Below are 23,129 nucleotides of genomic sequence, written 5' to 3' on the forward strand. Positions count from 1 at the left end.
ACGCCCGGTTACATTCCGAACCCGGAAGCTAAGCCTTACAGCGCCGATGGTACTGCAGGGGGGACCCTGTGGGAGAGTAGGACGCCGCCGAACAATCTTTGGAGGACCCCTGGTCCCAGCGTTCACGCTGGGACCAGGGGTCCTTTTCTTTTTCTCGTTTTGAGCACAAGCACAGCCCGGAGCGCGCCGAGTACCTGGCTGCGCGAGAATGACTTGCGGTACCGAAGACAGGAGTCACCGATGTCCACCAACTCTCCCGAGGACCGACCGGAGCGCGACGAGCGGCGACGGGACAGTGGTGACCGCGGCGACCGTGGCGGGTACCGCGGAGGCCCGAGTCGTAGCAACGATCGAGGCAACGACAACCGTGGCGGCGCGCCCCGCCGCGACGACCGTGGTGGCAGCGGTGGCGGTGGCGATCGTGGTGGGTACCGCGGGCGCGACGACCGTTCCGCCGGCCCGCGTCGCGATGACCGTTCTGCGGCTCCGCGTCGGGATGACCGGCCCGCCGGTCCCCGTCGTGATGACCGTGGTGGTGAGCGTGGTGGGCGTCCCGCGTTCCGCCGTGACGACCGTAGCGACAACCGAGGCGACAACCGGGGCGGCGAGCGTCGCGACGACAACCGTGGCGATCGTGGTGGCTTCCGGCGCGATGACAACCGGGGCGAGCGTCCGCCCTTCCGTCGTGACGACAACCGCGGTGGCGGCGGCGGTTTCCGTCGTGACGACAGTCGCGGTGAGCGTCCGCCGTTCCGTCGCGACGACCGTGACAACCGGGGCGAGCGTCCTGCCTTCCGGCGTGACGACGACCGCGGTGACCGTGGCAGCTACCCCCGCCGCGACGACCGTTCTGGCAGCAGTGGCGGTGGGTACCGTGGCCGTGACGACCGTTCCGCCGGTCCGCGTCGCGATGACCGACCCACCGGTCCCCGTCGCGATGACCGCGGCGGCGATCGCGGAAGCCGTCCCGGTGGTTTCCGGCGCGATGACAGCCGTGGTGAGCGTCCCGCGTTCCGCCGTGACGACCGCAGCGACAACCGAAGTGACAACCGGGGCGGCGAGCGTCCGCCCTTCCGCCGCGATGACCGTAGGGACGACCGCCGTGACGGTGACCGTCCCGCGTTCCGGCGTGACGACGACCGCGGTGACCGTGGCAGTTACCCCCGTCGCGACGACCGTCCGTCGGGCCCGCGTCGCGACGACCGTGGTGGTGAGCGTCCTGCTTTCCGGCGGGACGACAACCGTGGTGAGCGTCCGCCGTTCCGTCGCGATGACCGTGACAACCGGGGCGAGCGTCCTGCCTTCCGGCGTGACGACGACCGCGGTGAGCGCGGCAGTTACCCCCGTCGCGACGACCGTCCGTCCAGCCCGCGCCGCGACGATCGCGCCGCCGGCCCGCGTCGGGACGACCGTCCGTCCGGTCCCCGCCGTGATGACCGCGGCGGCGATCGCGGAAGCCGTCCCAGTGGTTTCCGCCGTGACGACAGCCGTGGTGAGCGTCCCGCGTTCCGGCGTGACGACGACCGCGGTGAGCGTGGCAGCTACCCCCGCCGCGACGACCGGCGCGACGACCGGCGTGACGACCGTCGGGGCGACGACCGCCGTGGTGGCGGCAGTCGGTTCCGGGACGAGCGGGAACGTGACCGCGACCGTGAGCCGATCAAGCGGCTGCCGATCCCCGAGGACGTCACGGGCGAGGAGATCGACAAGGACGTACGTCAGGAGCTGCTGAGCCTGCCGAAGGGGCTCGCGGAGGATGTGTCGAAGAACCTGGTGATGGTCGCCCGGCTCATCGACGAGGACCCCGAGGGCGCCTACGCCTACTCCAAGATCGCGCTGCGGCTGGCGTCGCGTGTCGCCGCCGTACGTGAGGCGGCCGGGTTCGCCGCGTACGCGAACCAGAAGTACAGCGAGGCGTTGGCCGAGTTCCGGGCCGCGCGGCGGATGACCGGCAGTGTGGACCTGTGGCCCGTGATGGCCGACTGCGAGCGTGGGCTCGGGCGGCCCGAGAAGGCGCTGGAGATGGCCGGCGCTCCCGAGGTGCACAAGCTCGACAAGGCCGGTCAGGTCGAGATGCGGCTCGTCGCGGCCGGTGCCCGGCGTGACATGGACCAGCTCGACGCGGCCATCGTCACACTCCAGAGCCCCGAGCTGGCCTCGAACACCGTGCAGCCGTGGACCGCGCGACTGCGGTACGCCTACGCCGACGCCCTGCTCGCCGCCGGGCGCGAGGACGAGGCGCGGGAGTGGTTCGCCAAGGCCGTGGAGTCCGACAAGGACGGCAGCACGGACGCGTCGGACCGGCTCGCCGAGATGGACGGTGTCGAGTTCGTCGACGCGTTCGTCGAGGACGAGGACGACAGCGACGTCGTCGATGCCGACACGGATGCCGACTCCGAGATCGACGACGAGGCCTCCGTAGCCGACGAGGTGGACGTCGACGACGAAGACGACGACATCGAAGACGATGAAGACGACGAGGACGAGCCCGTCGCCGAGCCCGTGGCCGAGCCCACTGCCGCCGTCGAGGCCAAGGACGACGACAAGGACGACGACAAGGACTGACGGCAACGCGCGTCAGCAGTGACGAAAAGGGCGGGACCCCGACACCGGGGTCCCGCCCTTCTTGCGTTCCCGGTGCCTCAGGGCTCCAGCGCGCGCAGCACCAGCCCCGACGCCGGCTTCGGGCCGAACGACGTCGACTTGCGGGGCATCGTGACGCCCTGGCGGGCCAGGTCGCGTACGACCTCCTCGCGGACGGGGTGCATCAACACGGCCGTGCCGCCGTCGCGTTCGGCCTTGCGGACCGTGGCGGCGGTGTCGTGGATGTAGGCGATGCGGGTCGGGTCATCCTCGGGGATGAGCCAGACGTGGTCCAGGAGGGTGGAGTGCAGGACCGTGGCGTCCAGGGTGCGCCAGGCGGCGGGGCGGTCGGCCGGGATCGTACGGGCCAGGAGGTCCGGGTCCGGGTGGTCGACCAGGTGGAACGCGCCGTCGCCGGCGAGGAGGAAGGCGTTGCCCGCGCAGGCCGCGTCGGCGAGGGCCTCCAGGGCTTCCGGGAGGGGCACTTCGAGGTGCTGGACGCGGAACAGGCCGTCCAGGGCGGCCAGGGCGTCGGCGACCGGGACGCCGTGCAGGAGGCGGTGGATCGCGCGGACGCGGAGCGGGTAGCGGGCCGTGTCGACGAGGAGGACGAGGCCGTAGTCCCAGGGGCTGGGGGAGGGGTGCTCCGCGCGTAGACGTCGATAGGTCGCCCAGCGGTGGTGGCCGTCGGCGATGAGAGCCTGGTGGCGGGCCAGGTCGGTCTGGATGCGGGCCAGCTCGGTGGGGTCGGTGACCGCCCAGAGGCGGTGGCTGTAGCCGTCCTCCGTGGTCGTCGAGAGGAGTGGGGGGTGCTCGGCGACGCGCTCGACGACCGTGGCCGTGTCGGACGGTGAGCCGTTGCCCCGGTAGGTGAGGAGCAGGGGTTCGAGGTTTGCGGAGGTGGCCCGCATGAGGGCCGCGCGGTCCGCGATCACGTGCGGCATGACGTCCTCGTGCGGCAGGACCACGCCCTCCGACGGGTCCGTCAGGCGCAGGGCGCCGATGACGCCGCGTTGCAACAGGCCGTTGCCGTCGTGCTGTTCGTAGACGTACAGGCCGGGCTCGGGGTCGGTGGTGAGGACTCCCTCGGAGAGCCAGCGGTGCAGGGTGTCGGCGGCCTGTTCGTTGCGGGCACTGGGGGTGACGGCCTGCGGGAGGATCAGCCGGACGATGTTGTGCGGGTCGGAGTCCTGGAGGTGGTGGAGACCGTCGGGGCGTACGACGACGTCGTACGGTGGGGACGTCACGGCGGCCAGGCTGCCGACCAGGTCGGGGTCGTAGCGGAGGCCTCGGAACGGGGTGAGTTCCAGGCCTCGGCGCTCCGTTGCTTCCGAGTGACCTGCGGTGTTCATCCCGGCATCGTACGTGTGTCAGTGGCGTGCGGGATGATCGGGTGAAAGCGATCGAACGAGGAGCGATGTGGAATGAGCCAGAGCGTCAGGACGAGTCCCGAGGGCAGTGGCCGGGCCCTGAGCGAGGCGTACGACACGGCGCTGCTCGACCTCGACGGGGTGGTGTACGCGGGGGGCAACGCGATCGCCCATGCCGTCGATTCGCTCGCCACCGCCCGCGCGGGCGGGATGCGGCTCGCCTATGTCACCAACAACGCGCTGCGGACGCCCGATGCCGTTGCCGAGCATCTCACCGAGCTGGGGATACCGACGGGGGCCGATGACGTCATCACCTCCGCGCAGGCCGTCGCCCGGCTGATCAGCGAGCAGGTGCCGGCCGGCTCCCGCGTGCTGGTGATCGGCGGGGAGGGGCTGCGGGTCGCGCTGCGCGAGCGGGGACTTGAGCCCGTCGACTCGGCCGACGACGATCCGGTGGCCGTCGTTCAGGGCTACGGCGGCCCGGACCTGGTGTGGTCCCGGTTCGCCGAGGCCTGCTACGCGATCGCGCGCGGGGTGCCGTGGTTCGTGTCCAACACCGATCTGACGATCCCGAGCGCGCGCGGCATCGCGCCGGGCAACGGCGCGGCGGTGGAGGTCGTACGGATAGCGACCGGGGCCGAGCCTCAGGTGGCGGGGAAGCCGTTGCCGCCGATGCACAAGGAGACGATCCTGCGGACGGGCGCGGAGCGGCCGTTGGTGGTGGGTGACCGGCTGGACACGGACATCGAGGGGGCGTTCAACGGGGAGGTGGATTCGCTGCTCGTCCTGACGGGTGTGACCGACGGCGCGCTGTTGCTGGCCGCGCCGCCGCAGCACCGGCCGACGTACGTCGACGCCGATCTGCGGGGCATGCTCACCGGGCAGCCCGAGGTCAGCGAGGCGGGAGACGGCTTCCGGTGCGGGGGTTGGACTGCGACGGCGGGCCGGGAGCGGCTGGAACTCGACGGTGCGGGCGAGGCCCTGGACGGGCTCCGGGCGCTCTGCGCGGCGGCCTGGACGGCGGCCGGGGACGGCTCCTGCGGGCTGGACGCGGAGAAGGCGCTGGCGCGACTGGGGCTGTGAGCCCGACTCGACCGCATTGGGGTGTGCGAGGGTAGGCTAACCTAACCTCGTGTTGGTCGACAGTCCCCCAGAACAGTGCGCGGAGACCGCCCCCGCGCCCCCAAGCCGCAGGGTGGTACGGGTCCTTGGGCTCTTCGTCTCCGTGGCGCTCCTGCTGCTCGTCGCCCTGGCGAGCATCGCGATCGGCGCGAAATCGCTGCCGTTGGGGGATGTGTGGCACGGCCTGTTCCATGACTCGGGGACGTACGCGGACATCGTGGTCGGCGACCGCATCTCCCGTACGGTCCTCGGGCTGCTCGCCGGTGCCGCGCTCGGTCTCTCCGGAGCGGTCCTCCAGGCGCTCACCCGCAACCCCCTCGCGGACCCCGGGCTGCTCGGCATCAACGCCGGCGCCTCGGCCGCGGTCGTCACCGCGATCACCTACTTCGGTGTGACGAGCCTGAGCGGCTACGTCTGGTTCGCCTTCGCGGGCGCGGCGGTGGTCGGCGCGCTGGTCTGGTTCCTGGGCGGCAGCCGGGGCGCCACGCCCGTGCGCCTCGCCCTCGCCGGCACCGCGATCAGTGCCGCGCTCTACGGCTATCTCCAGGCCGTCATGATCATGGACGACGCGGCGCTCTCCAAGATGCGCTTCTGGACGGTCGGTTCACTGTCCTCGGCCACCGGGTCGACCATCACCCAGGTCGCGCCGTTCCTCGCCGTCGGCACGGTCGTCTCGCTGCTCCTCGCCCGGCCACTGAACGCGGTGGCGATGGGCGACGACACCGCCCGCGCCCTCGGCGCCAATCTCAACCGGACCCGGGCGCTCGCCATGCTCTCCGCGACCATACTGTGCGGGGCCGCGACCGCCGCCTGCGGGCCGATCGTGTTCGTCGGCCTGATGGTGCCGCACGTGGTGCGCTCGTTCACCGGCCCCGACCTGCGCTGGATCCTGCCGTACGCCACGATCCTGTCGCCCGTGCTGCTGCTCGGCGCGGACGTTCTGGGTCGGTTGATCGCGCGGCCCGCGGAACTCCAGGTCGGCATCGTCACCGCGGTCATCGGCGGCCCGGTCTTCATCTTTCTCGTACGACGGCGGAGGACGGCCCAGCTGTGAAGGCCACACCCACTCAAGTGCTCCGTACGAAGGCCGTGCGTACCGGCGGTCTCTCCCTCCGCCTCGATCTCCGTGCCGTCACGGTCGTCGTCCTGCTCCTTGTCTGCGCGCTCGCCGCGAGTGTCGTGCTCATCGGGACCGGTGACTTCCCCATCTCCGCCGGTGACGTCCTCAGGACGCTGTTCGGGGGCGGGAACGCGGGCCAGGAGTTCATCGTCAACGAACTGCGGCTGCCACGCGTCCTCGTCGGGCTGCTGGTCGGGGCCTCGCTCGGGCTCGGGGGTGCGCTGTTCCAGTCCATCTCCCGCAATCCGCTGGGGAGTCCGGACGTCCTCGGCCTCTCGCAGGGGGCGACGGCCGGGGCGCTCGTCATGATCGTGCTGTTCTCCGGCAGCGCGACCGCCGTCACCCTCGGGGCGCTCGTCGGCGGTCTGGTGACCGGGCTCGCGATCTATCTGCTCGCCTGGAAGCAGGGGGTGCACGGGTACCGGCTCGTCCTGGTCGGCATCGGTGTCTCCGCCGTCGTCACCGCGGTCAACGGCTATCTGCTCACCAAGGCCGATCTCGTCGACGCGGCCCGCGCGGTCGTGTGGATGACCGGTTCGCTCAACGGCCGTGACTGGACCCAGGTTTGGCCACTGCTGGCGCTCTGTGCCGTGCTGCTGCCGCTCGTCCTCGCCAACGCGCGCGGGCTGCGGATGATGGAGATGGGCGACGACGTGTCGTACGCCCTCGGGGTGCGGGTCGAGCGGGTACGGCTGCTGCTGATGGTGGCCGCCGTGCTGCTCACCGCCGCCGCGACCGCCGCCGCGGGACCCGTCGGCTTCGTCGCCCTCACCGCGCCGCAGCTCGCCCGGCGGCTGACCCGCTCGCCGGGCCCGAACCTGGTGGCCTCGCTGTGCATGGGCGCCACCTTGCTGGTCACCGCCGACTGGGCCTCCCAACGGGTGTTCGGCGCCGACCAGTTGCCCGTGGGCGTGGTCACCGGAGTGCTCGGCGGGGTCTACCTGCTGTGGCTCCTGGTCACCGAGCGCAGGGCGGGCCGGATATGACCGCGGATACGAACACCTCGGCGAACGAGGCCAACCCAAGGAGCACCGTGAACCGCCTGTCCGCCGAGAACGTCACCCTCGCCTACGACCAGCGCGTCATCGCACGCGAGCTGTCGGTGGAGATACCCGACAACTCCTTCACGGTGATCGTCGGCCCGAACGCGTGCGGCAAGTCCACGCTGCTGCGGGCCCTGTCGCGGATGCTGAAGCCGAACGAGGGCCGGGTGCTGCTCGACGGGCAGGTCATCCAGTCGATGCCCGCGAAGAAGGTCGCACGCACCCTGGGCCTGCTGCCCCAGTCGTCCATCGCGCCCGACGGGATCACCGTCGGCGACCTCGTGGGCCGCGGCCGGTACCCGCACCAGGGCATCCTGCGCCAGTGGTCCCAGGAGGACGAGCGGGTCGTACAGGAGTCGATGGCGCAGACCGGAGTCGCCGAGCTGGCCGACCGCTATGTCGACGAACTCTCCGGCGGCCAGCGGCAGCGCGTGTGGATCGCGATGGCGCTCGCCCAGCAGACGCCCCTGCTGCTGCTCGACGAGCCGACCACCTACCTGGACATCCAGCACCAGATCGACGTCCTCGACCTCTGCGCCGAACTGCACGAGGAGCAGGGCCGCACGCTGGTCGCGGTGCTGCACGACCTCAACCACGCGGCCCGGTACGCCACCCACCTCATCGCGCTGCGGGAGGGCGCGGTCATCGCGGAGGGGGCGCCGAGCGACATCGTCACGGCGGAACTGGTCGAGGAGGTCTTCGGGCTGCGCTGCCAGGTCATCGACGACCCGGAGACGGGGACGCCACTGGTGGTGCCGGCGGCGCGCAAGGCACGCGCGCGTGCGGTCACTGCGGTCGCTACAGAAGCTTCCTAAGCGACTACAGAAGCTTCCTGAGCCGGAACAGATCGAACACGTTGGCCTCCAGCTTCACCCGGCCCGAGCCCCAGGCCTTGGCGAAGTTCAGGCCGCCGTCGACCATGGCGACCAGGTCGTCGCCGGCCATGGTCAGCCTGATCTGGGCCTTCTCCGGCGGAAGGCCCTCCACGGTCTCGTCCACCACGATCCGGCCGCCGGACAGCCGGCCGACGAAGGTGACGTCGAGATCGGTGATCCGGCAGCTGACCGAACGGTCCATGGCCGCGGCGGCGCGGACATTCCCGTCGGCCTTCTGCATGTTGTCCGAGAGCTTTTCGAGTGCGGCGCGGCACTCCTCGATCGTTGCCATCGTGATCGACGGTACCCCAGGCCTTCGGGGTAGCGTCTGGGCATGAGCGACTCAGTTCCCGAGGCCGAGACAGAGGCAGTGCTGGAGGCGGAGCCCACGTACGACCCCGCCGCCCCCGCCCCGCTGAACGTGGACCGCACCCCGAGCGGCAACCCCGACGTCGACGCCCAGCTCGGACGCCTCGCCGACACCGACCACCTCGCCACGGACGGCCATGTCGAGGTGTACGAGGATGTACACCGGGGGCTGCGCGACGCGCTCACCGCGCTCGACGCCCGCCCGGGACCTCCGGTGCCCCCTTCGACGTATGGCAATAGGAGCTGAACCGAACGTGGCTGGAGTGGCACGCCGCCGTCTCGACGCCGAGCTGGTGCGGCGGAAGCTCGCGCGCTCGCGGGAGCACGCGAGCCAGTTGATCGCCGCAGGGCGGGTCACCGTCGGCAAGACCGTCGCGACCAAGCCCGCCACTCAGGTGGAGACGGCGGCGGCCATCGTCGTCGTGGCGGACGACGACGACCCCGACTACGTGTCGCGGGGCGGCCACAAGCTCGCGGGCGCCCTGGAGGTCTTCGTACCGCAGGGGCTCGTGGTCGAGGGGCGGCGGGCGCTGGACGCCGGCGCGTCCACCGGAGGCTTCACCGATGTGCTGCTGCGGGCCGGTGCCGCGCAGGTCGTGGCGGTCGACGTCGGGTACGGCCAACTCGCGTGGTCTCTGCAGAGCGATGAACGCGTCACCGTCAAGGACCGTACGAACGTACGCGAGTTGACGCTTGAAGCGATCGATGGGGAGCCTGTGGATCTTGTCGTGGGGGATCTGTCCTTCATCCCGCTCGGACTGGTGCTGCCCGCCCTGGCGCGGTGCACGAAGCCGGACGCGGACCTGGTGATGATGGTCAAGCCGCAGTTCGAGGTGGGGAAGGAACGGCTGGGGAGCGGCGGTGTCGTCCGCAGCCCGGAACTACGGGCCGAGGCCGTGCGCGGAGTCGCCCGGCGGGCCGCCGAACTGGGGCTCGGGGTGCAGGGCGTGACCGCCAGCCCGCTGCCCGGGCCGTCCGGGAATGTCGAGTACTTTCTGTGGCTGCGGGCCGGCGCACCCGAACTGGACCCGGCCGATGTTGACCGTGCAGTGGCGGAGGGGCCGCGTTGACACAGAACCGAGCTCGTACTGTTTTCCTCCTCGCGCACACGGGTCGCCCCGCGGCGATCCGGAGTGCCGAACTGGTCGTCAAGGGGCTGTTGCAGTCCGGCATCGGAGTGCGCGTCCTGGAGTACGAGGCACGCGACCTGCCGTTGCCCGACGAGGTGGAGACGGTCACCGAGGCCACCCCGCAGTGCCTTGAGGGCTGCGAACTGCTCATCGTCCTCGGCGGCGACGGCACGCTGCTGCGCGGCGCGGAGTTCGCCCGCGCGTCCGGGGTGCCGATGCTCGGCGTCAACCTCGGCAGCGTGGGCTTCCTCGCGGAGGCCGAGCGGGACGATCTCGACAAGGTCGTGGACCGGGTGGTCACCCGGGCCTACGAGGTCGAGGAGCGGATGACCGTCGATGTCGTCGTGCACAAGAACGGCAACATCGTGCACACGGACTGGGCGCTGAACGAGGCGGCGGTGCAGAAGGCGGGCGCCGAGAAGCTGCTTGAGGTTGTGCTGGAGATTGATGGGCGTCCGGTGACGGGGTTCGGCTGCGATGGGATCGTTTGTGCGACGCCCACCGGGTCTACTGCCTACGCTTTCTCTGCCGGCGGGCCGGTTGTGTGGCCCGAGGTGGAGGCCTTGTTGATGGTGCCGATCAGCGCGCATGCGCTGTTCGCGAAGCCGTTGGTCACCTCGCCGGATTCTGTGCTGGCAGTTGAGGTGTTGCCGCACATCCCTCCGGGGGTTTTGTGGTGTGACGGGCGGCGGACTGTTGAGCTGCCTGCCGGAGCGAGGGTTGAGGTGCGGCGAGGGGCTGTGCCTGTGCGGCTTGCTCGGCTGCATCACGCTTCGTTCACCGATCGGCTTGTTGCGAAGTTCGCGTTGCCTGTTTCGGGGTGGCGGGGGGCTCCTCACTAGCTGCGGGCCGGTGGGGGGTTGAGCGCGCGGTTCCCCGTGCCCCTTTGGGGCGCTTCCCTCCCCCGGGTGACAGGGTGCCTCGCGCTTCTCCCGCCCTACCTCGTAAGGTCTTCACCGTGCTGGAAGAGATGCGGATACGGTCGCTCGGAGTCATCGACGACGCTGTCGTCGAGCTGTCGCCGGGGTTCACCGCTGTCACGGGTGAGACGGGCGCGGGCAAGACCATGGTCGTCACCAGTCTCGGGTTGTTGCTCGGTGGGCGGGCGGACCCGGCGCTGGTGCGGATCGGGGCGAAGAACGCGGTCGTGGAGGGGCGGATCTCCGTCCCTCCGGGCGGCTCCGCGGTGCTGCGCGCCGAGGAGGCCGGGGCCGAGCTGGAGGACGGGACGCTGCTCATCAGCCGTACCGTTTCCGCCGAAGGGCGGTCCCGGGCGCACCTGGGCGGGCGTTCCGTGCCGGTGGGGGTGCTCGCGGAGCTGGCCGACGAACTGGTCGCCGTGCACGGGCAGACCGATCAGCAGGGGCTGCTGAAGCAGTCCCGGCAGCGGCAGGCGCTCGACCGGTACGCCGGGGACGCCGTCACCGGGCCGCTGGCCAAGTACGCGGAGGCGTACCGGCGGCTGCGCGCCGTCGCCGTAGAGCTGGACGAGATCACCACGCGCGCGCGGGAGCGGGCCCAGGAAGCCGACATGCTGCGCTACGGCCTCGACGAGATCGCCGGCGTCGAGCCGCGGGCCGGGGAGGACGTGGAGCTCGCCGCCGAGGCCGAGCGGCTCGGGCACGCGGAGGCGCTGGCGTCCGCCGCGACGGTCGCGCACGCCGCGCTGGCCGGCAACCCCGAGGACCCCGAGGGCATCGACGCGGCGACGCTCGTCGCGGGTGCGCAGCGGGCCCTGGAGGCCGTACGGTCGCACGACTCGGCGCTGGCCTCGCTCACCGACCGGATCGGTGAGATCGGCATCCTGCTGGGCGATGTGGCGGGGGAGTTGGCGGGCTACGCCGACGACCTGGACGCCGATCCGCTGCGGCTGGCCGCGGTGGAGGAGCGGCGGGCCGCTCTCAACGCGCTCACGCGGAAGTACGGCCAGGACATCGCGGCCGTGCTCGCGTACGCCGAGCAGGGGGCCGCGCGGCTGACCGAACTCGACGGCGACGACGAGCGGATCGACGAGCTGACCGCCGAGCGGGACGCGCTGCGGGTTGAACTGGGCGGCCTGGCACAGGCGTTGACCGACGCCCGGACGGAGGCCGCCGAGCGGTTCGCCGCGGCCGTCACCGCCGAGCTGGCGTCCCTCGCGATGCCGCACGCGCGCGTGTCGTTCGAGATCCGGCAGACCGAGGACCCGGAGGGCGTCGAGGTCGGCGGGCGCGCGGTCGCCTACGGCCCTTCGGGCGTCGACGAGGTCGAGCTGCTGCTCGCCCCGCATCCCGGTGCTCCGCCGCGGCCCATCGCCAAGGGCGCGTCCGGCGGTGAGCTGTCGCGCGTGATGCTGGCGGTGGAGGTCGTGTTCGCGGGGACGGATCCCGTGCCGACGTATCTCTTCGACGAGGTCGACGCCGGTGTCGGCGGCAAGGCGGCGGTCGAGATCGGGCGGCGGCTCGCGAAGCTCGCGAAGACCGCGCAGGTCGTGGTCGTCACGCATCTGCCCCAGGTGGCGGCCTTCGCCGACCGGCAGTTGCTGGTCGAGAAGACCAACGACGGGTCCGTGACCCGCTCCGGCGTGAAGGTCCTCGAAGGCGAGGACCGGGTACGGGAGTTGTCCCGGATGCTGGCCGGCCAGGAGGACTCGGAGACGGCCCGGGCGCACGCGGAGGAGTTGCTGGCGACGGCGAGGGCGGACGGCTAGGGCGGGCTCGTCGTTCAGGAGGAGCGCGCGACTCACTCGTACGGGTGACATGCCCCGCCCGTGTTGCCCTTTCGTTCGGCCTCCGGGCTTTTCCGCGTTGTCGGAACACCCGTACGTACTGGCATCCTTGAGTTGGAACGCGTAAGAAGCGTGCGGTACACCCCCACCGCACGATCCTTCTGTACTTTCTTCGTGACCGCCCGTCGCCGAACCAGGAGCCCCGGCCACGTGACCCCCGTGAGCAGCCACTCACCGCACGGCCAGTCGCCGCTGCGCACCGTGCAGGTGCTCGGCGGGGGCAACGCCGCCAGCAGCGCGCATGTGCGCTCCCTGGCCTCCGGGCTCGTCGCGCGGGGCGTGCGGGTCACGGTGTGCGCCCCCGTCGAGGCCGATCACACCTACGACTTCACGGGCGCCGGCGCCGAACACGTGCACGTCCCGCGCAGCAGCGACCCGTCCTCCGTGGCCGCGCTGCGAGCGGCCTGCGCGGACGCCGACCTGGTGCACGCGCACGGACTGCACGCCTCCTTCCGCGCCGTCCTCGCGCTCAGCGGCCGTCGTACACCCCTCGTGGTCACCTGGCACGACCGCGCGCACGCCGAAGGAGCCCGCGCCCATCTGCTGCGGCTGCTGGAGCGACGGGTCGTCAAGGCCGCCGTCGTGGTGCTCGGCGCCACGTCCGACCTCGTCGACCGGGCACGCAGGACCGGCGCCCGTGACGCGCGGCTCGCCGCCGTCGCGCTGCCGGGACCGCGCAAGGCCGTCGAGTACGAGGACCCCGACCGGCTGCGCCCCAAGCTCCGCGCCGAACTCGGCACCACCGACCGCCCGTTGCTCGTCGCCGTCGGCTCGCTCGACCGGCAGCGCGGCTACGACACCCTCCTGGACGCCTCGCGCGGCTGGTGCCGCCTCGATCCGGCACCGCTGCTCGTGATCGCGGGGGAGGGGCCGCTGCGGGCCGAGTTGCAGCGCCGGATCGAGGACGAGGAACTGCCGGTCCGGCTCGTCGGGCGCCGCGACGACGTGGGCGAACTGCTCGCCGCCGCCGACCTCGCGCTCCTGCCCAGCAGTTGGGAGTCCCGCTCGGTGATCGCACAGGAGGCCCTCCACGCCCGCGTGCCGCTCGTCGCCACCGCCGTCGGTGGCATCCCCGAACTCGTCGGCGACGCCGCCGAACTCGTGCCCTACGGCGACGCCAAGGCCCTCTCCGACGCGGTCACCCGGCTGCTGCGCGACCCCGAACGCCGGGAACTGCTCCGGGAGAAGGGCGTCCGACAGGCGTCCACCTGGCCCACCGAGGACGAGACCGTCGCCCAAGTGCTCAGCGTCTACGACGAGTTGACCCAGCCCCTGCCGCTGACCTGAGACGGGCCCGCGGATCAGTGCTCCGACAGCAGCCAGCCGATGCGGAGTTCTTCCGCGCCGGGACGGAAGGTGCGCATCAACTCGGCGCGCTCCGGGTCGTTCTCGGAGAGGTTGTCGGCGAGGAGGGCCTGCGAGGCGACCGTCTGGGGCCGGGCGCCGAGCGCGGCGCGCAGATGGAGTGAGCGGCGCAGCATCGCGATCCGCTCGGCGGGCTCCTTGTGCGGTGCGAGGTGGCGGATGATGTAGGACTCGAAGAGGCCGTCACCGGTCTTCGTCGCGATCGTGAGCGCCGACTCGTAGAGCGGGACGGCCCCGGCCGGGTCCTCGTCGATGTTGTCCAGCAGGACGGCCCAGTGGTACTCGGCCCAGGCGCGCTGCTTCTCGTCGCCGCTCCCGGCCGCCGCGCGGTAGCCGGCCTCGGCCGTGGCCCGGTCGTCCGCGCGGGGGGCGCGCCGGAACAGCAGGCGGCTGTAGGCCAGTCGACCTGTGAGCAGGTGCCGGGTCGGCGACGCGGGATCGAGCGCCTCGACCGCCTTCTCGGCCTCCTCGTGCCCCTCGATCCGGAAGAACCAGCGGTCTACGGCGATCTCCGCGCGCAGTTCGGGTTCGGCGTCCGGGCCCAGGACGGCGAGCGCGGCGTCCCACTCCCCGAGCAGAAACAGGCGGCGGGCCATGTAGGTGTCATCAGGTAACATGGCACCTACATTAAGAAGCGGCGATGTAGGCGGTCAAGTGCTTTACGGTGACTACATTGGGAACGTGACGCGGCTGGCCGTAGAGCTGGCCAATACCGGGACCCTCGACAAGCACGGCGAGCTGGTCGCCGCGTTCTTCGCGGAGCACGAGGTCACTTCGCCGCCGGGCGGCGACTACGGCGAGCTGTCGGACCTCGTGCGCACGGCCCTGGCGCAGTCGGTCGACGGTGCTCCGCCCGGGGCCGTGCAGCGCCTGCTGCGCGACTATCCGCCCGAAATGCACCTGTCCGACCACGACGGCGGCTGGCACATCCACTTCAGCCGCAACGGCACTCCGGCCGAGCGCTGGGCCGGTCAGCTGATCGCCGCCCAGCTCGCCCTGGTCGCGGCCGGGGACCCGGCGGTGACGCTGGGGCGCTGTGCCGCGGCCGGATGCGGCAACTACTTCGTGGACCAGTCACGGAACCGGACCCGCCGGTTCTGCTCCAACGCGTGCGCGAGCCGGACGACGGTCGCGGCCCATCGGGCCCGGGCGGCGAAGAACTCGTAGCGGCCCGGGGACTCAGGGCACCAGCCTGCGCGCCCGCAGCGCGAGGCTCAACGCCAGTACCGTCTGCGGGTCTTCGAGGTCCGTGCCCAGCAACTCCCCGATGCGGGCGAGCCTGTTGTAGAGGGTCTGCCGGTTGAGATGCAGTTCGCGGGCCGTCTCCGCCTTGCGGCCCGCGTGCGCCAAGTACGTTTCCAGCGTGGGCAGTAGGGGCGGCTTCGAGCGGTTGTCGTGGTCGCGGAGCGGGCCGATCGCCCGGTCCACGAAGGCCGCCAGGTCCGGGTGGTCGCGCAGTCGCCACAGCAGCAGCTCGATGTCCAGGCGCCGGGCGTCGTACCAGGGGCGGTCGGACAGGCCCTGGGCCGCCGTCGCCGTCTCGGCCGCGTGCCGCAGCCCCGCCGACGCCGCCGCCCAGCCGCCGGCCACGCCGACCACCACGATCGGCGGCTGCGCGCCCGGGCGTTGCATCCCGGCCCGCTCCACCCCCGCCCGCAGCGCCACCGCGACCCGGTCCGCGACCGCCGACCGCTCCGACTCCGAGCGCAGGCCGAGCAGCAGCGGGACCCGGCCCTCGACCGGTCGTACGCCCAGCAGGACCGGGACCCCCACCGAGGCCAGCTCCTCCGCGACCGCGCGGGCCAGGACCGCCCAGCCGCCGCCGGGTGCGGTCAGCGCGTCGCCCAGCCGCATCACCACGGGCAGCAGCGGGCTGGTGCCGGGCTTGAAGCCGAGCACGCGGGCCTGGGCCGGGGCGTCCTCGGCGGCGATACGGCCCTCGGCGAGGTCGGTCAGGAAGTCGCCGCGTCCGCGCGCCGCCAGCTCCTCCTCCTGGCGGGCCTGCATCAGGACCACGGCGAGGATGCCGGCGGCCCGTTCGGCGGCGATGCGGTGCACGGGGGCGAGCGGCGCCCGTACCGGGAGGAGGACGATCCGCGCGCGGACCGAACCCGTGCCGGGGCCGCCCCCGGGCACGTCCACCAGCACCGAACCGGCGGACGGCGAGGCGTCCTTGTGCTGGCCGCGCAGCCCCTCCCACACCTGGAGCGGATCGGCGCCCTCGGGCCCGGACCCTGCGGCGTACAGGAGTTGGCCGTCCGGGGTCTCCAGGAAGACCGGGTTGCCGCTGAAGTCGGCCAGGATGCCCAGGACTTGGGGGATTCCGCCGCCGCCCAGCAGAGCCTGCGTGCAGCGGCGGTGGACCTCCTCGGCCTGCTGGAGCAGCGCGTAGTGGCCGTTGACGATCTCGGTGTGGATCTCCTCGGTGACCGCGACGAACGGCACCTCGCGGTGCAGCTGGACCAGCGGGAGACCGGTCGCCCGGGCCGTCTCGACGAGGGTGGCGGGCAGCCGGGTGAAGCGCGGGCCCAGCTCGACGACCAGGGCCGCGATGCCCCGCTCGGCCAGCGTGCGGACGAACGCGCGCTGTTCCGCCGGGCGGGTGCCGAGGCCGTAGCCCGTGGTCAGGAGCAGTTCGCCGCCCTTGAGGAGGGAGGCGATGTTCGGGACCTCGCCCGCGTGCACCCAGCGCACGGTCCGCTGCAGCCGGTCGGCGCCCGCCAGGATCTCCGGCAGCCCGCTGCGCAGCCCGGGCAGCTCCAGCGCCCGCTGCACGGTGATCCCGGCGCCCTGGCTGTCGAATGTGCTGTCGGTACGGCTGTCCATGCAGCGGACGCTACCTGCGCGGATGCCTTCCGCACATCTCGGGCTACGCGGGCGCGATGTTGTGGTTGAAGCGGAAGACGTTGTCGGGGTCGTACTCCCGCTTCACCGCCGCCAGCCGCCGGGTGTTCTCGGCGCCCAGGCCCGCCGTCACGCGGTCGGTGCCCTCGTCGCCCATGAAGTTGAGGTAGGCCGCGCCGGTGCTCCAGGGCCGGACCCGGGCCTGGACGTCCCTGACCCACGCGATACCGCGTTCGTCGTCGGCCGGGTCCTCCCACATGCCGAAGGGGTGCACGGCCCAGGGCGCGTTCCGGAACGGCAGCGGGAACTCGGTGGGCCCGGACGCGATCGCGCCGCCCTGCGGGAACAGCACGTGCTGGGTGCCCGTGGGGACCGGCATGCTCTCGCCGAGGGCGCAGAAGACGTCCGTGAACTCGTCGGGCGCGCCCGTCAGATACTCGGCCGACCAGTAGTTCCGCATCCCCGGCGGATCGTCGAACATCGTCTGGAACATGGCGTAGGGCAGCGCGGTGACGATCTCTATCTCGTGCGGCAGGGCCAGCAGCGGCTGGGCGAGTTTGCGCATGTCCTCCTCGGCACCGGCGTAGGTGATCAGCGCGCCGCACAGCCGCTTGCCGACCAGGTGCTCGGGGACGAACTCCTCGGGCGGGGCGGTCAGATAGATGACTCCGCCGCTCGCCTCCTGCGGGCCGCTCTCGATGATCTCGCGGTAGGTGCGGACGACGTCGGGGCCGTGTTCGGGCTCGTACATCACCATGGCGACGGAGAACTCGGGCAATTCGTGCAGTCTCAGAGTGAGCGCGGTGGCGATGCCGAAGTTCCCGCCGCCGCCGTGCAGGGCCCAGAAGAGTTCCGGGTTCTCGTCGGCGCTCGCGTGCACCACGGTCGCGTCGGCGGTCACCAGGTCGACGCCGAGCAGGTTGTCGACGGCGAGACCGAAGGCGCGGTCCAGCCAGCCGGTGCCGCCGCCCAGGACGAAGCCGCCGACACCGGTCGTGGAGACCCGGCCGCCGGTGGTGGCGAGACCGTGCTCCTGGGTCGCGCCGTCCAGTTCGCTCATGGTGGCCCCGCCGGCGATCCGTACCGCTTGGGCCGCGGGATGGACCGTCACCTCGCGCATGTGGCGCAGGTCCACGACGAGCGCCCCCTCGCCCAGTGCCATGCCCGCGACGCTGTGGCCGCCGCCGCGCACCGCGATCGGCAGATCCAGTTCGCGCCCGAAGCGCACGGCCCGTACGACGTCGGCCTCTTCCACGCACTGGGCGATCACGGCGGGACGCCGGTCGATCATCGCGTTGAAGACGACACGGGCGTCGTCGTAACCCTGATCCCCCGGGGCGAACACGTCGCCGACCAGATCCTCGCGCAACGCGGTGAGAGCCGCGCTCGCCGTCGAGAGGGAAGCCATGGCCGCCCCCCTTTCAGAAAAGGGGCTTTTGTCGGCTTCCAGCCTAGGTGGGTGACGTACGGCGGTCGCGCTGGGCCGCCGTACGTCACCAAGCCGTAAGGATCGGCCGGGCGTCAGCTCTTGGCGGTGTCGTCGCCCGCCTGACCGGCGGCCTCGGCCGCCTTCTCGCGCATCTTGCGCACGAGTTCCGCCTTCTGGTCGGCCGCGCCCTGGCGGTCGAGGTTGCGGTGCGGGCCGTGGTTCTGCCGTTCGGCGCGGGACTGCTTCTTGCGCTTGCCGCCGCCCTGGCCCACGGGGTTGTTGATGTTCTTGCTGACGGTCATGGTTCTCCCGGTAGTGATGTCAAGTGGTCCGCGGATTCATCACCCCGGCGCCGGTGTCAGCCGCCGTAGGCCCCCGAAGCCGTCAGGCGCAGGGCCGTGTCGATCAGCGGGACGTGGCTGAAGGCCTGCGGGAAGTTGCCGACCTGGCGTTGCAGGCGCGGGTCCCACTCCTCGGCCAGCAGACCCAGATCGTTGCGGAGTGAGAGCAGCTTCTCGAACAGCTTACGGGCCTCGTCCACGCGACCGATCATCGCGAGGTCGTCCGCCATCCAGAACGAGCAGGCCAGGAACGCGCCCTCGTCACCGGGGAGGCCGTCGACGCCCTCGTCGGTCCCCGAGGTCGGGTAGCGCAGGATGAAGCCGTCCGGGGTGGACAGTTCGCGCTGGATCGCCTCGATCGTGCCGATCACACGCTTGTCGTCCGGGGGCAGGAAGCCCATCTGCGGGATGAGGAGCAGCGAGGCGTCCAGTTCCTTCGAGCCGTACGACTGCGTGAAGGTGTTGCGCTCCTTGTCGTAGCCGCGCTCGCACACGTCCCGGTGGATGTCGTCGCGCAGTTCGCGCCACTGCTCCAGCGGGCCGTCCGCGTCGCCCGACTCGATCAGCTTGATCGTGCGGTCGACCGCGACCCAGGCCATCACCTTCGAGTGCACGAAGTGGCGGCGCGGGCCGCGGACCTCCCAGATGCCCTCGTCGGGCTCGTCCCAGTGCTTCTCCAGGTAGCGGATCAGCTTGAGTTGGAGGAGGGAGGCGTAGTCGTTGCGGGCCAGGCCGGTCATGTGGGCCAGGTGCAGGGCCTCGGTGACCTCGCCGTAGACGTCGAGCTGGAGCTGGTGGGCGGCGCCGTTGCCGACCCGGACCGGGCCCGAGTTCTCGTAGCCGGGCAGCCAGTCCAGCTCCGCCTCGCCGAGTTCGCGCTCGCCGGCGATGCCGTACATGATCTGCAGGTTCTCCGGGTCGCCTGCCACCGCGCGCAGCAGCCACTCGCGCCAGGCGCGGGCCTCCTCGCGGTAGCCGGTGCGCAGGAGGGAGGAGAGGGTGATGGCCGCGTCGCGGAGCCAGGTGTAGCGGTAGTCCCAGTTGCGGACGCCGCCGATCTCCTCCGGGAGGGAGGTGGTCGGCGCGGCGACGATCCCGCCGGTCGGGGCGTACGTGAGGGCCTTGAGCGTGATCAGGGAGCGGACGACGGCCTCGCGGTAGGGGCCGTGGTACGTGCACTGGTCGACCCAGTCGCGCCAGAAGTCCTCCGTGGCCTCCAGCGACTGCTCCGGCTCGGGGAGCGGCGGCGGCTGCTTGTGCGAGGGCTCCCAGGAGATGGTGAACGCGATGCGGTCACCCGGTGCGACGGTGAAGTCGGCGTACGTCGTGAGCTGCTTGCCGTAGGTCTCCGCGGATGTGTCGAACCACACGGAGTCGGGGCCCGCGACGGCGACCGTGCGGCCCTCGTGCTTGTGCACCCACGGGGTCACCCGGCCGTAGGAGAAACGCATCCGGAGGGTCGAGCGCATCGGGACGCGGCCGGAGATGCCCTCGACGATGCGGATCAGCTGGGGGGCGCCGTCGCGAGGGGGCATGAAATCGGTCACGCGGACCGTGCCTCGCGGGGTGTCCCACTCGGACTCCAGGATCAGCGAGTCACCTCGGTAGCCGCGCCGGGCCGCGGTGGGCGGCGGCGCGTCGGCGGCGTGGGCCGGGCCCAGCCGCCAGAAGCCGTGTTCCTCGGTGCCCAGCAGACCGGCGAAGATGGCATGGGAATCGAATCGGGGCAGGCACAGCCAGTCCACCGTGCCGTCCCGGCAGACCAGGGCAGCGGTCTGCATGTCTCCGATGAGTGCGTAATCTTCGATGCGCCCGGCCACGTGCAACTCCAGTCGAACGGCCACGTCGCCCCACGAAAAAGGGGCGGTCGCTGTGTGCGGTCAAGGGATCGTTTGTAGTGCGTCGTTGAGCCATGAAGCAAATGGGGGTCGTCGCCCAACGGGCTGACGAGCTCTCGTTGTTCCGGGATGTACGGGCGGGGGTGGTGCCGTGTTCCGGACCGGCTCGGCAGCGAGTGTCCGAGCAGGATACGACGCACGTAGATGATCTGTGTGCCGCTCTCGCCAACGGACCTGGGCCGAACGGGTGAGCAGCACGTGAGAAGCAGGTAACCAGGGCGCGTCTGTGTCGACGGGAGTGACCTGTGTGTCGGCGTGAGTGCGGAGCGTGGCCGGAAGCCATCTCGTCCGGGCGCTGATACCCTGGTAGCCCGTGGACCGGTGGGCACAAAACCCCCGACGACCGCACCTCGAACCGCGACCACGGGAGCCCCCTCTTGGCCATGCCGCCCGCTGCTTTCCGAAACAGCACAGCCACGACGACCAAGCACATCTTCGTCACCGGGGGTGTCGCCTCCTCGCTCGGCAAGGGCCTCACCGCCTCCAGCCTCGGCATGCTCCTCAAGGCGCGGGGCCTGCGCGTCGTGATGCAGAAGCTCGACCCGTATCTGAACGTCGACCCCGGCACGATGAACCCCTTCCAGCACGGTGAGGTGTTCGTCACCAACGACGGCGCCGAGACCGACCTGGACATCGGCCACTACGAGCGCTTCCTCGACCGCGACCTGGACGGCAGCGCCAACGTCACCACCGGCCAGGTCTACTCGACGGTCATCGCCAAGGAGCGGCGCGGCGAGTACCTCGGCGACACCGTGCAGGTCATCCCGCACATCACCAACGAGATCAAGCACCGCATCCGGCGGATGGCGACCGACGAGGTCGACGTGGTCATCACCGAGGTCGGCGGCACGGTCGGCGACATCGAGTCGCTGCCCTTCCTGGAGACGGTCCGCCAGGTCCGCCACGAGGTCGGCCGGGACAACGTGTTCGTGGTCCACATCTCGCTCCTGCCGTACATCGGCCCGTCGGGAGAGCTGAAGACGAAGCCGACCCAGCACTCGGTTGCGGCGCTGCGCAACATCGGTATCCAGCCGGACGCGATCGTGCTGCGCTCCGACCGCGAGGTGCCGACCGCGATCAAGCGCAAGATCTCGCTGATGTGCGACGTCGACGAGGCCGCCGTGGTGGCCTGCCCCGACGCCCGCTCGATCTACGACATCCCCAAGACCGTGCACAGCGAGGGCCTGGACGCCTATGTCGTCCGCAAGCTGGACCTGCCCTTCCGCGACGTGGACTGGCGGACCTGGGACGACCTGCTCGACCGCGTCCACAACCCGCTGCACGAGATCAACCTCGCGCTGGTCGGCAAGTACATCGACCTGCCCGACGCCTACCTCTCGGTCACCGAGGCCCTGCGCGCCGGCGGCTTCGCCAACAAGGCGCGCGTGAAGATCAAGTGGGTGACCTCGGACGACTGCAAGACCCCGGCGGGCGCCGCCAAGCAGCTCGGTGACGTCGACGCGATCTGCATCCCCGGCGGCTTCGGCGACCGCGGTGTCTCCGGCAAGGTCGGCGCCATCCAGTACGCCCGCGAGCACAAGATCCCGCTGCTGGGCCTCTGCCTGGGCCTGCAATGCATCGTGATCGAGGCCGCCCGCAACCTCGCCGGCATCGAGGACGCCAACTCCACCGAGTTCGACGCGGCCACCGGCCACCCCGTCATCTCCACCATGGCCGAGCAGCTCGACATCGTCGCCGGCGACGGAGACATGGGCGGCACCATGCGCCTGGGCATGTACCCGGCCAAGCTCGCCGAGGGCTCCATCGTGCGCGAGGTCTACGACGGCAAGGAGTACGTCGAGGAGCGCCACCGCCACCGCTACGAGGTCAACAACGCCTACCGCGCCGAGCTGGAGAAGAAGGCCGGTCTGCAGTTCTCCGGCACGTCTCCGGACGGCAAGCTCGTGGAGTACGTGGAGTACCCGCGCGAGGCGCACCCCTACCTCGTCGCCACGCAGGCCCACCCCGAGCTGCGCTCCCGCCCGACCCGGCCGCACCCGCTCTTCGCGGGCCTGGTCAAGGCGGCCGTGGCACGCAAGACGGGCAAGTAGTACGAGGGTTGTACGGTGACCGGGGTGCGCGCCTTCAAGAGGTGTGCACCCCGGCCGTTTTGTACGTGAGGTTCGTGTACGTGTGGAGGGACAGCGCATGACGATCAAGGACACCCCGGAGGAGTGGGAGATCCGGGCGACCGCGACCCCCTTCGTCGGCAACAAGACCTCTGTGCGCACCGACGACGTGGTGATGCCCGGCGGCACGGTCGTGCACCGCGACTACCAGGTCCACCCCGGCTCCGTGGGCGTCCTCGCCCTCGACGAGCAGGACCGGGTGCTGCTCATCAGGCAGTACCGCCACCCCGTACGCCAGAAGTTGTGGGAGATCCCGGCCGGACTGCTCGACGTCCCCGGCGAGAACCCGCTGCACGCAGCCCAGCGCGAGCTGTACGAGGAGGCGCACGTCAAGGCCGAGGACTGGCGGGTGCTGACCGACGTCTACACCACGCCCGGCGGCTGCGACGAGGCCATCCGCATCTTCCTCGCCCGCGACCTGTCCGAGGCCGACGGACAGCGCTTCGAGGTCGAGGACGAGGAGGCCGACATGGAGCACGCGCGCGTGCCCCTCGGCGACCTGGTCCGCGGGGTCCTCGCGGGCGAGCTGCACAACAACTGCCTCGTCGTCGGCGTCCTCTCCCTGGTCGCCGCCCGGCACGGCGACGGCATCGAAGCGCTGCGCCCCGCCGAGGCGCCGTGGCCCGCGCGTCCCTTCGAGTCCTGAACCCGGTGTGACGATCGGCTGATCCGATCGGGGGATGTGCCCGCCGCGCTCCGCACGGTTCGTCGCAGAGCGTGAACTAGGCTCTGGAAATACCCGAA

At 71.3% G+C, this 23,129-nt stretch carries 21 protein-coding genes and 1 rRNA gene; 15 read left to right on the top strand and 7 right to left on the bottom strand.

All coding sequences use genetic code 11. The features are described from left to right. The 3 genes from rrf to ACIBJH_RS46270 form a co-directional block, all read left to right on the top strand. Positions 1–93 (top strand): 5S ribosomal RNA (rrf, locus tag ACIBJH_RS46260); the annotation flags it as partial. A 205-nt stretch (positions 94–298) separates the two neighbouring features. Then, the gene (locus tag ACIBJH_RS46265; RefSeq protein WP_399123122.1) at positions 299–1,732 is read left to right on the top strand and encodes a hypothetical protein; all 1,434 of its coding nucleotides are present in this window, start codon (positions 299–301) and stop codon (positions 1,730–1,732) included. Then, positions 1,669–2,565 (top strand): hypothetical protein, encoded by an 897-nt coding sequence (locus ACIBJH_RS46270; RefSeq protein ID WP_399123113.1) that lies wholly within the window; start codon positions 1,669–1,671, stop codon positions 2,563–2,565. The genes ACIBJH_RS46265 and ACIBJH_RS46270 overlap by 64 nt, the downstream gene beginning before the upstream one ends. Positions 2,566–2,642: 77 nt before the next feature. On the opposite strand, the gene ACIBJH_RS46275 is transcribed toward ACIBJH_RS46270, so the two are convergent. Further along, positions 2,643–3,935 carry a DUF1015 domain-containing protein gene (locus ACIBJH_RS46275; protein WP_399123047.1) on the bottom strand — a complete coding sequence of 431 codons (1,293 nt, stop codon included), beginning with the start codon at positions 3,933–3,935 and terminating at the stop codon, positions 2,643–2,645. A 72-nt stretch (positions 3,936–4,007) separates the two neighbouring features. On the opposite strand from ACIBJH_RS46275, the gene ACIBJH_RS46280 reads away from it, so the two are divergent. The 4 genes from ACIBJH_RS46280 to ACIBJH_RS46295 are packed head-to-tail and all read left to right on the top strand — an operon-like array spanning position 4,008 to position 8,053. After that, the gene (locus ACIBJH_RS46280) at positions 4,008–5,036 is read left to right on the top strand and encodes an HAD hydrolase-like protein (protein ID WP_399123048.1); all 1,029 of its coding nucleotides are present in this window, start codon (positions 4,008–4,010) and stop codon (positions 5,034–5,036) included. 49 nt (positions 5,037–5,085) lie between these two features. Then, positions 5,086–6,129, top strand: a complete 1,044-nt coding sequence (locus tag ACIBJH_RS46285) for a FecCD family ABC transporter permease (RefSeq protein WP_399123049.1) — start codon at positions 5,086–5,088, stop codon at positions 6,127–6,129. Beyond that, the gene (locus ACIBJH_RS46290; protein WP_399123050.1) at positions 6,126–7,181 is read left to right on the top strand and encodes a FecCD family ABC transporter permease; all 1,056 of its coding nucleotides are present in this window, start codon (positions 6,126–6,128) and stop codon (positions 7,179–7,181) included. Before ACIBJH_RS46285 ends, ACIBJH_RS46290 begins: the two co-directional genes overlap by 4 nt. Beyond that, on the top strand, positions 7,178–8,053 hold the full coding sequence (locus ACIBJH_RS46295; protein WP_399123051.1) for an ABC transporter ATP-binding protein: 876 nt from the start codon (positions 7,178–7,180) through the stop codon (positions 8,051–8,053). The genes ACIBJH_RS46290 and ACIBJH_RS46295 overlap by 4 nt, the downstream gene beginning before the upstream one ends. Positions 8,054–8,057: 4 nt before the next feature. On the opposite strand, the gene ACIBJH_RS46300 is transcribed toward ACIBJH_RS46295, so the two are convergent. Then, positions 8,058–8,405, bottom strand: a complete 348-nt coding sequence (locus ACIBJH_RS46300) for an SCP2 sterol-binding domain-containing protein (RefSeq protein ID WP_399123052.1) — start codon at positions 8,403–8,405, stop codon at positions 8,058–8,060. 42 nt (positions 8,406–8,447) lie between these two features. Between ACIBJH_RS46300 and ACIBJH_RS46305 the strand changes: the two genes are divergently transcribed. The 5 genes from ACIBJH_RS46305 (at position 8,448) to ACIBJH_RS46325 (ending at position 13,666) form a co-directional block, all read left to right on the top strand. Further along, complete coding sequence (locus ACIBJH_RS46305) at positions 8,448–8,729, top strand: hypothetical protein (protein ID WP_399123053.1); 282 nt, start codon at positions 8,448–8,450, stop codon at positions 8,727–8,729. Between the two features lie 7 nt (positions 8,730–8,736). Beyond that, complete coding sequence (locus ACIBJH_RS46310; RefSeq protein WP_399123054.1) at positions 8,737–9,552, top strand: TlyA family RNA methyltransferase; 816 nt, start codon at positions 8,737–8,739, stop codon at positions 9,550–9,552. Further along, positions 9,549–10,454 (top strand): NAD kinase, encoded by a 906-nt coding sequence (locus ACIBJH_RS46315; RefSeq protein ID WP_026179466.1) that lies wholly within the window; start codon positions 9,549–9,551, stop codon positions 10,452–10,454. Before ACIBJH_RS46310 ends, ACIBJH_RS46315 begins: the two co-directional genes overlap by 4 nt. 128 nt (positions 10,455–10,582) lie before the next feature. After that, the gene (gene recN, locus ACIBJH_RS46320) at positions 10,583–12,301 is read left to right on the top strand and encodes a DNA repair protein RecN (protein WP_399123114.1); all 1,719 of its coding nucleotides are present in this window, start codon (positions 10,583–10,585) and stop codon (positions 12,299–12,301) included. 228 nt (positions 12,302–12,529) lie between these two features. After that, a complete protein-coding gene (locus ACIBJH_RS46325) occupies positions 12,530–13,666 on the top strand; it encodes a glycosyltransferase family 4 protein (RefSeq protein ID WP_399123055.1) in 1,137 nt (378 codons plus the stop codon). A 14-nt stretch (positions 13,667–13,680) separates the two neighbouring features. On the opposite strand, the gene ACIBJH_RS46330 is transcribed toward ACIBJH_RS46325, so the two are convergent. Continuing rightward, positions 13,681–14,361, bottom strand: coding sequence for a hypothetical protein (locus ACIBJH_RS46330; protein WP_399123056.1), 681 nt, complete (start codon positions 14,359–14,361; stop codon positions 13,681–13,683). A gap of 64 nt (positions 14,362–14,425) precedes the next feature. Here ACIBJH_RS46330 and ACIBJH_RS46335 point away from each other — a divergent pair, with 64 nt between their 5' ends. Further along, entirely contained in the window at positions 14,426–14,911 is a 486-nt protein-coding gene (locus tag ACIBJH_RS46335; RefSeq protein ID WP_399123057.1) for a CGNR zinc finger domain-containing protein, read from the top strand. A 12-nt stretch (positions 14,912–14,923) separates the two neighbouring features. On the opposite strand, the gene ACIBJH_RS46340 is transcribed toward ACIBJH_RS46335, so the two are convergent. The 4 genes from ACIBJH_RS46340 to ACIBJH_RS46355 form a co-directional block, all read right to left on the bottom strand. Next, the gene (locus ACIBJH_RS46340; RefSeq protein WP_399123058.1) at positions 14,924–16,570 is read right to left on the bottom strand and encodes a PucR family transcriptional regulator; all 1,647 of its coding nucleotides are present in this window, start codon (positions 16,568–16,570) and stop codon (positions 14,924–14,926) included. A gap of 43 nt (positions 16,571–16,613) precedes the next feature. Then, positions 16,614–17,996 carry an FAD-binding protein gene (locus tag ACIBJH_RS46345; protein ID WP_399123059.1) on the bottom strand — a complete coding sequence of 461 codons (1,383 nt, stop codon included), beginning with the start codon at positions 17,994–17,996 and terminating at the stop codon, positions 16,614–16,616. A gap of 113 nt (positions 17,997–18,109) precedes the next feature. Then, on the bottom strand, positions 18,110–18,319 hold the full coding sequence (locus tag ACIBJH_RS46350) for a DUF6243 family protein (RefSeq protein WP_399123060.1): 210 nt from the start codon (positions 18,317–18,319) through the stop codon (positions 18,110–18,112). Positions 18,320–18,375: 56 nt separating this feature from the next. After that, positions 18,376–20,178 (bottom strand): glycoside hydrolase family 15 protein, encoded by a 1,803-nt coding sequence (locus ACIBJH_RS46355; RefSeq protein WP_399123061.1) that lies wholly within the window; start codon positions 20,176–20,178, stop codon positions 18,376–18,378. Between the two features lie 461 nt (positions 20,179–20,639). Here ACIBJH_RS46355 and ACIBJH_RS46360 point away from each other — a divergent pair, with 461 nt between their 5' ends. Both ACIBJH_RS46360 and ACIBJH_RS46365 read left to right on the top strand, forming a co-directional pair. Continuing rightward, a complete protein-coding gene (locus tag ACIBJH_RS46360; RefSeq protein WP_399123115.1) occupies positions 20,640–22,307 on the top strand; it encodes a CTP synthase in 1,668 nt (555 codons plus the stop codon). A gap of 97 nt (positions 22,308–22,404) precedes the next feature. Then, entirely contained in the window at positions 22,405–23,031 is a 627-nt protein-coding gene (locus ACIBJH_RS46365) for an NUDIX domain-containing protein (protein WP_399123062.1), read from the top strand. The last annotated feature ends 98 nt before the right edge of the window (positions 23,032–23,129 follow it).

The organism is Streptomyces sp. NPDC050548 (assembly GCF_044457385.1).
Classification (GTDB): domain Bacteria; phylum Actinomycetota; class Actinomycetes; order Streptomycetales; family Streptomycetaceae; genus Streptomyces.

Excerpts from the sequence above, each read along its gene's own strand:
- ACIBJH_RS46330 (WP_399123056.1), bottom strand. The coding sequence starts at position 14,361 with ATGTTACCTGATGACACCTACATGGCCCGCCGCCTGTTTCTGCTCGGG.
- ACIBJH_RS46280 (WP_399123048.1), top strand. The coding sequence starts at position 4,008 with ATGAGCCAGAGCGTCAGGACGAGTCCCGAGGGCAGTGGCCGGGCCCTG.
- ACIBJH_RS46305 (WP_399123053.1), top strand. The coding sequence starts at position 8,448 with ATGAGCGACTCAGTTCCCGAGGCCGAGACAGAGGCAGTGCTGGAGGCG.
- ACIBJH_RS46300 (WP_399123052.1), bottom strand. The coding sequence starts at position 8,405 with ATGGCAACGATCGAGGAGTGCCGCGCCGCACTCGAAAAGCTCTCGGAC.
- ACIBJH_RS46295 (WP_399123051.1), top strand. The coding sequence starts at position 7,178 with ATGACCGCGGATACGAACACCTCGGCGAACGAGGCCAACCCAAGGAGC.
- ACIBJH_RS46340 (WP_399123058.1), bottom strand. The coding sequence starts at position 16,570 with ATGGACAGCCGTACCGACAGCACATTCGACAGCCAGGGCGCCGGGATC.
- recN (WP_399123114.1), top strand. The coding sequence starts at position 10,583 with ATGCGGATACGGTCGCTCGGAGTCATCGACGACGCTGTCGTCGAGCTG.
- ACIBJH_RS46345 (WP_399123059.1), bottom strand. The coding sequence starts at position 17,996 with ATGGCTTCCCTCTCGACGGCGAGCGCGGCTCTCACCGCGTTGCGCGAG.
- ACIBJH_RS46365 (WP_399123062.1), top strand. The coding sequence starts at position 22,405 with ATGACGATCAAGGACACCCCGGAGGAGTGGGAGATCCGGGCGACCGCG.
- ACIBJH_RS46360 (WP_399123115.1), top strand. The coding sequence starts at position 20,640 with ATGCCGCCCGCTGCTTTCCGAAACAGCACAGCCACGACGACCAAGCAC.
- ACIBJH_RS46275 (WP_399123047.1), bottom strand. The coding sequence starts at position 3,935 with ATGAACACCGCAGGTCACTCGGAAGCAACGGAGCGCCGAGGCCTGGAA.
- ACIBJH_RS46350 (WP_399123060.1), bottom strand. The coding sequence starts at position 18,319 with ATGACCGTCAGCAAGAACATCAACAACCCCGTGGGCCAGGGCGGCGGC.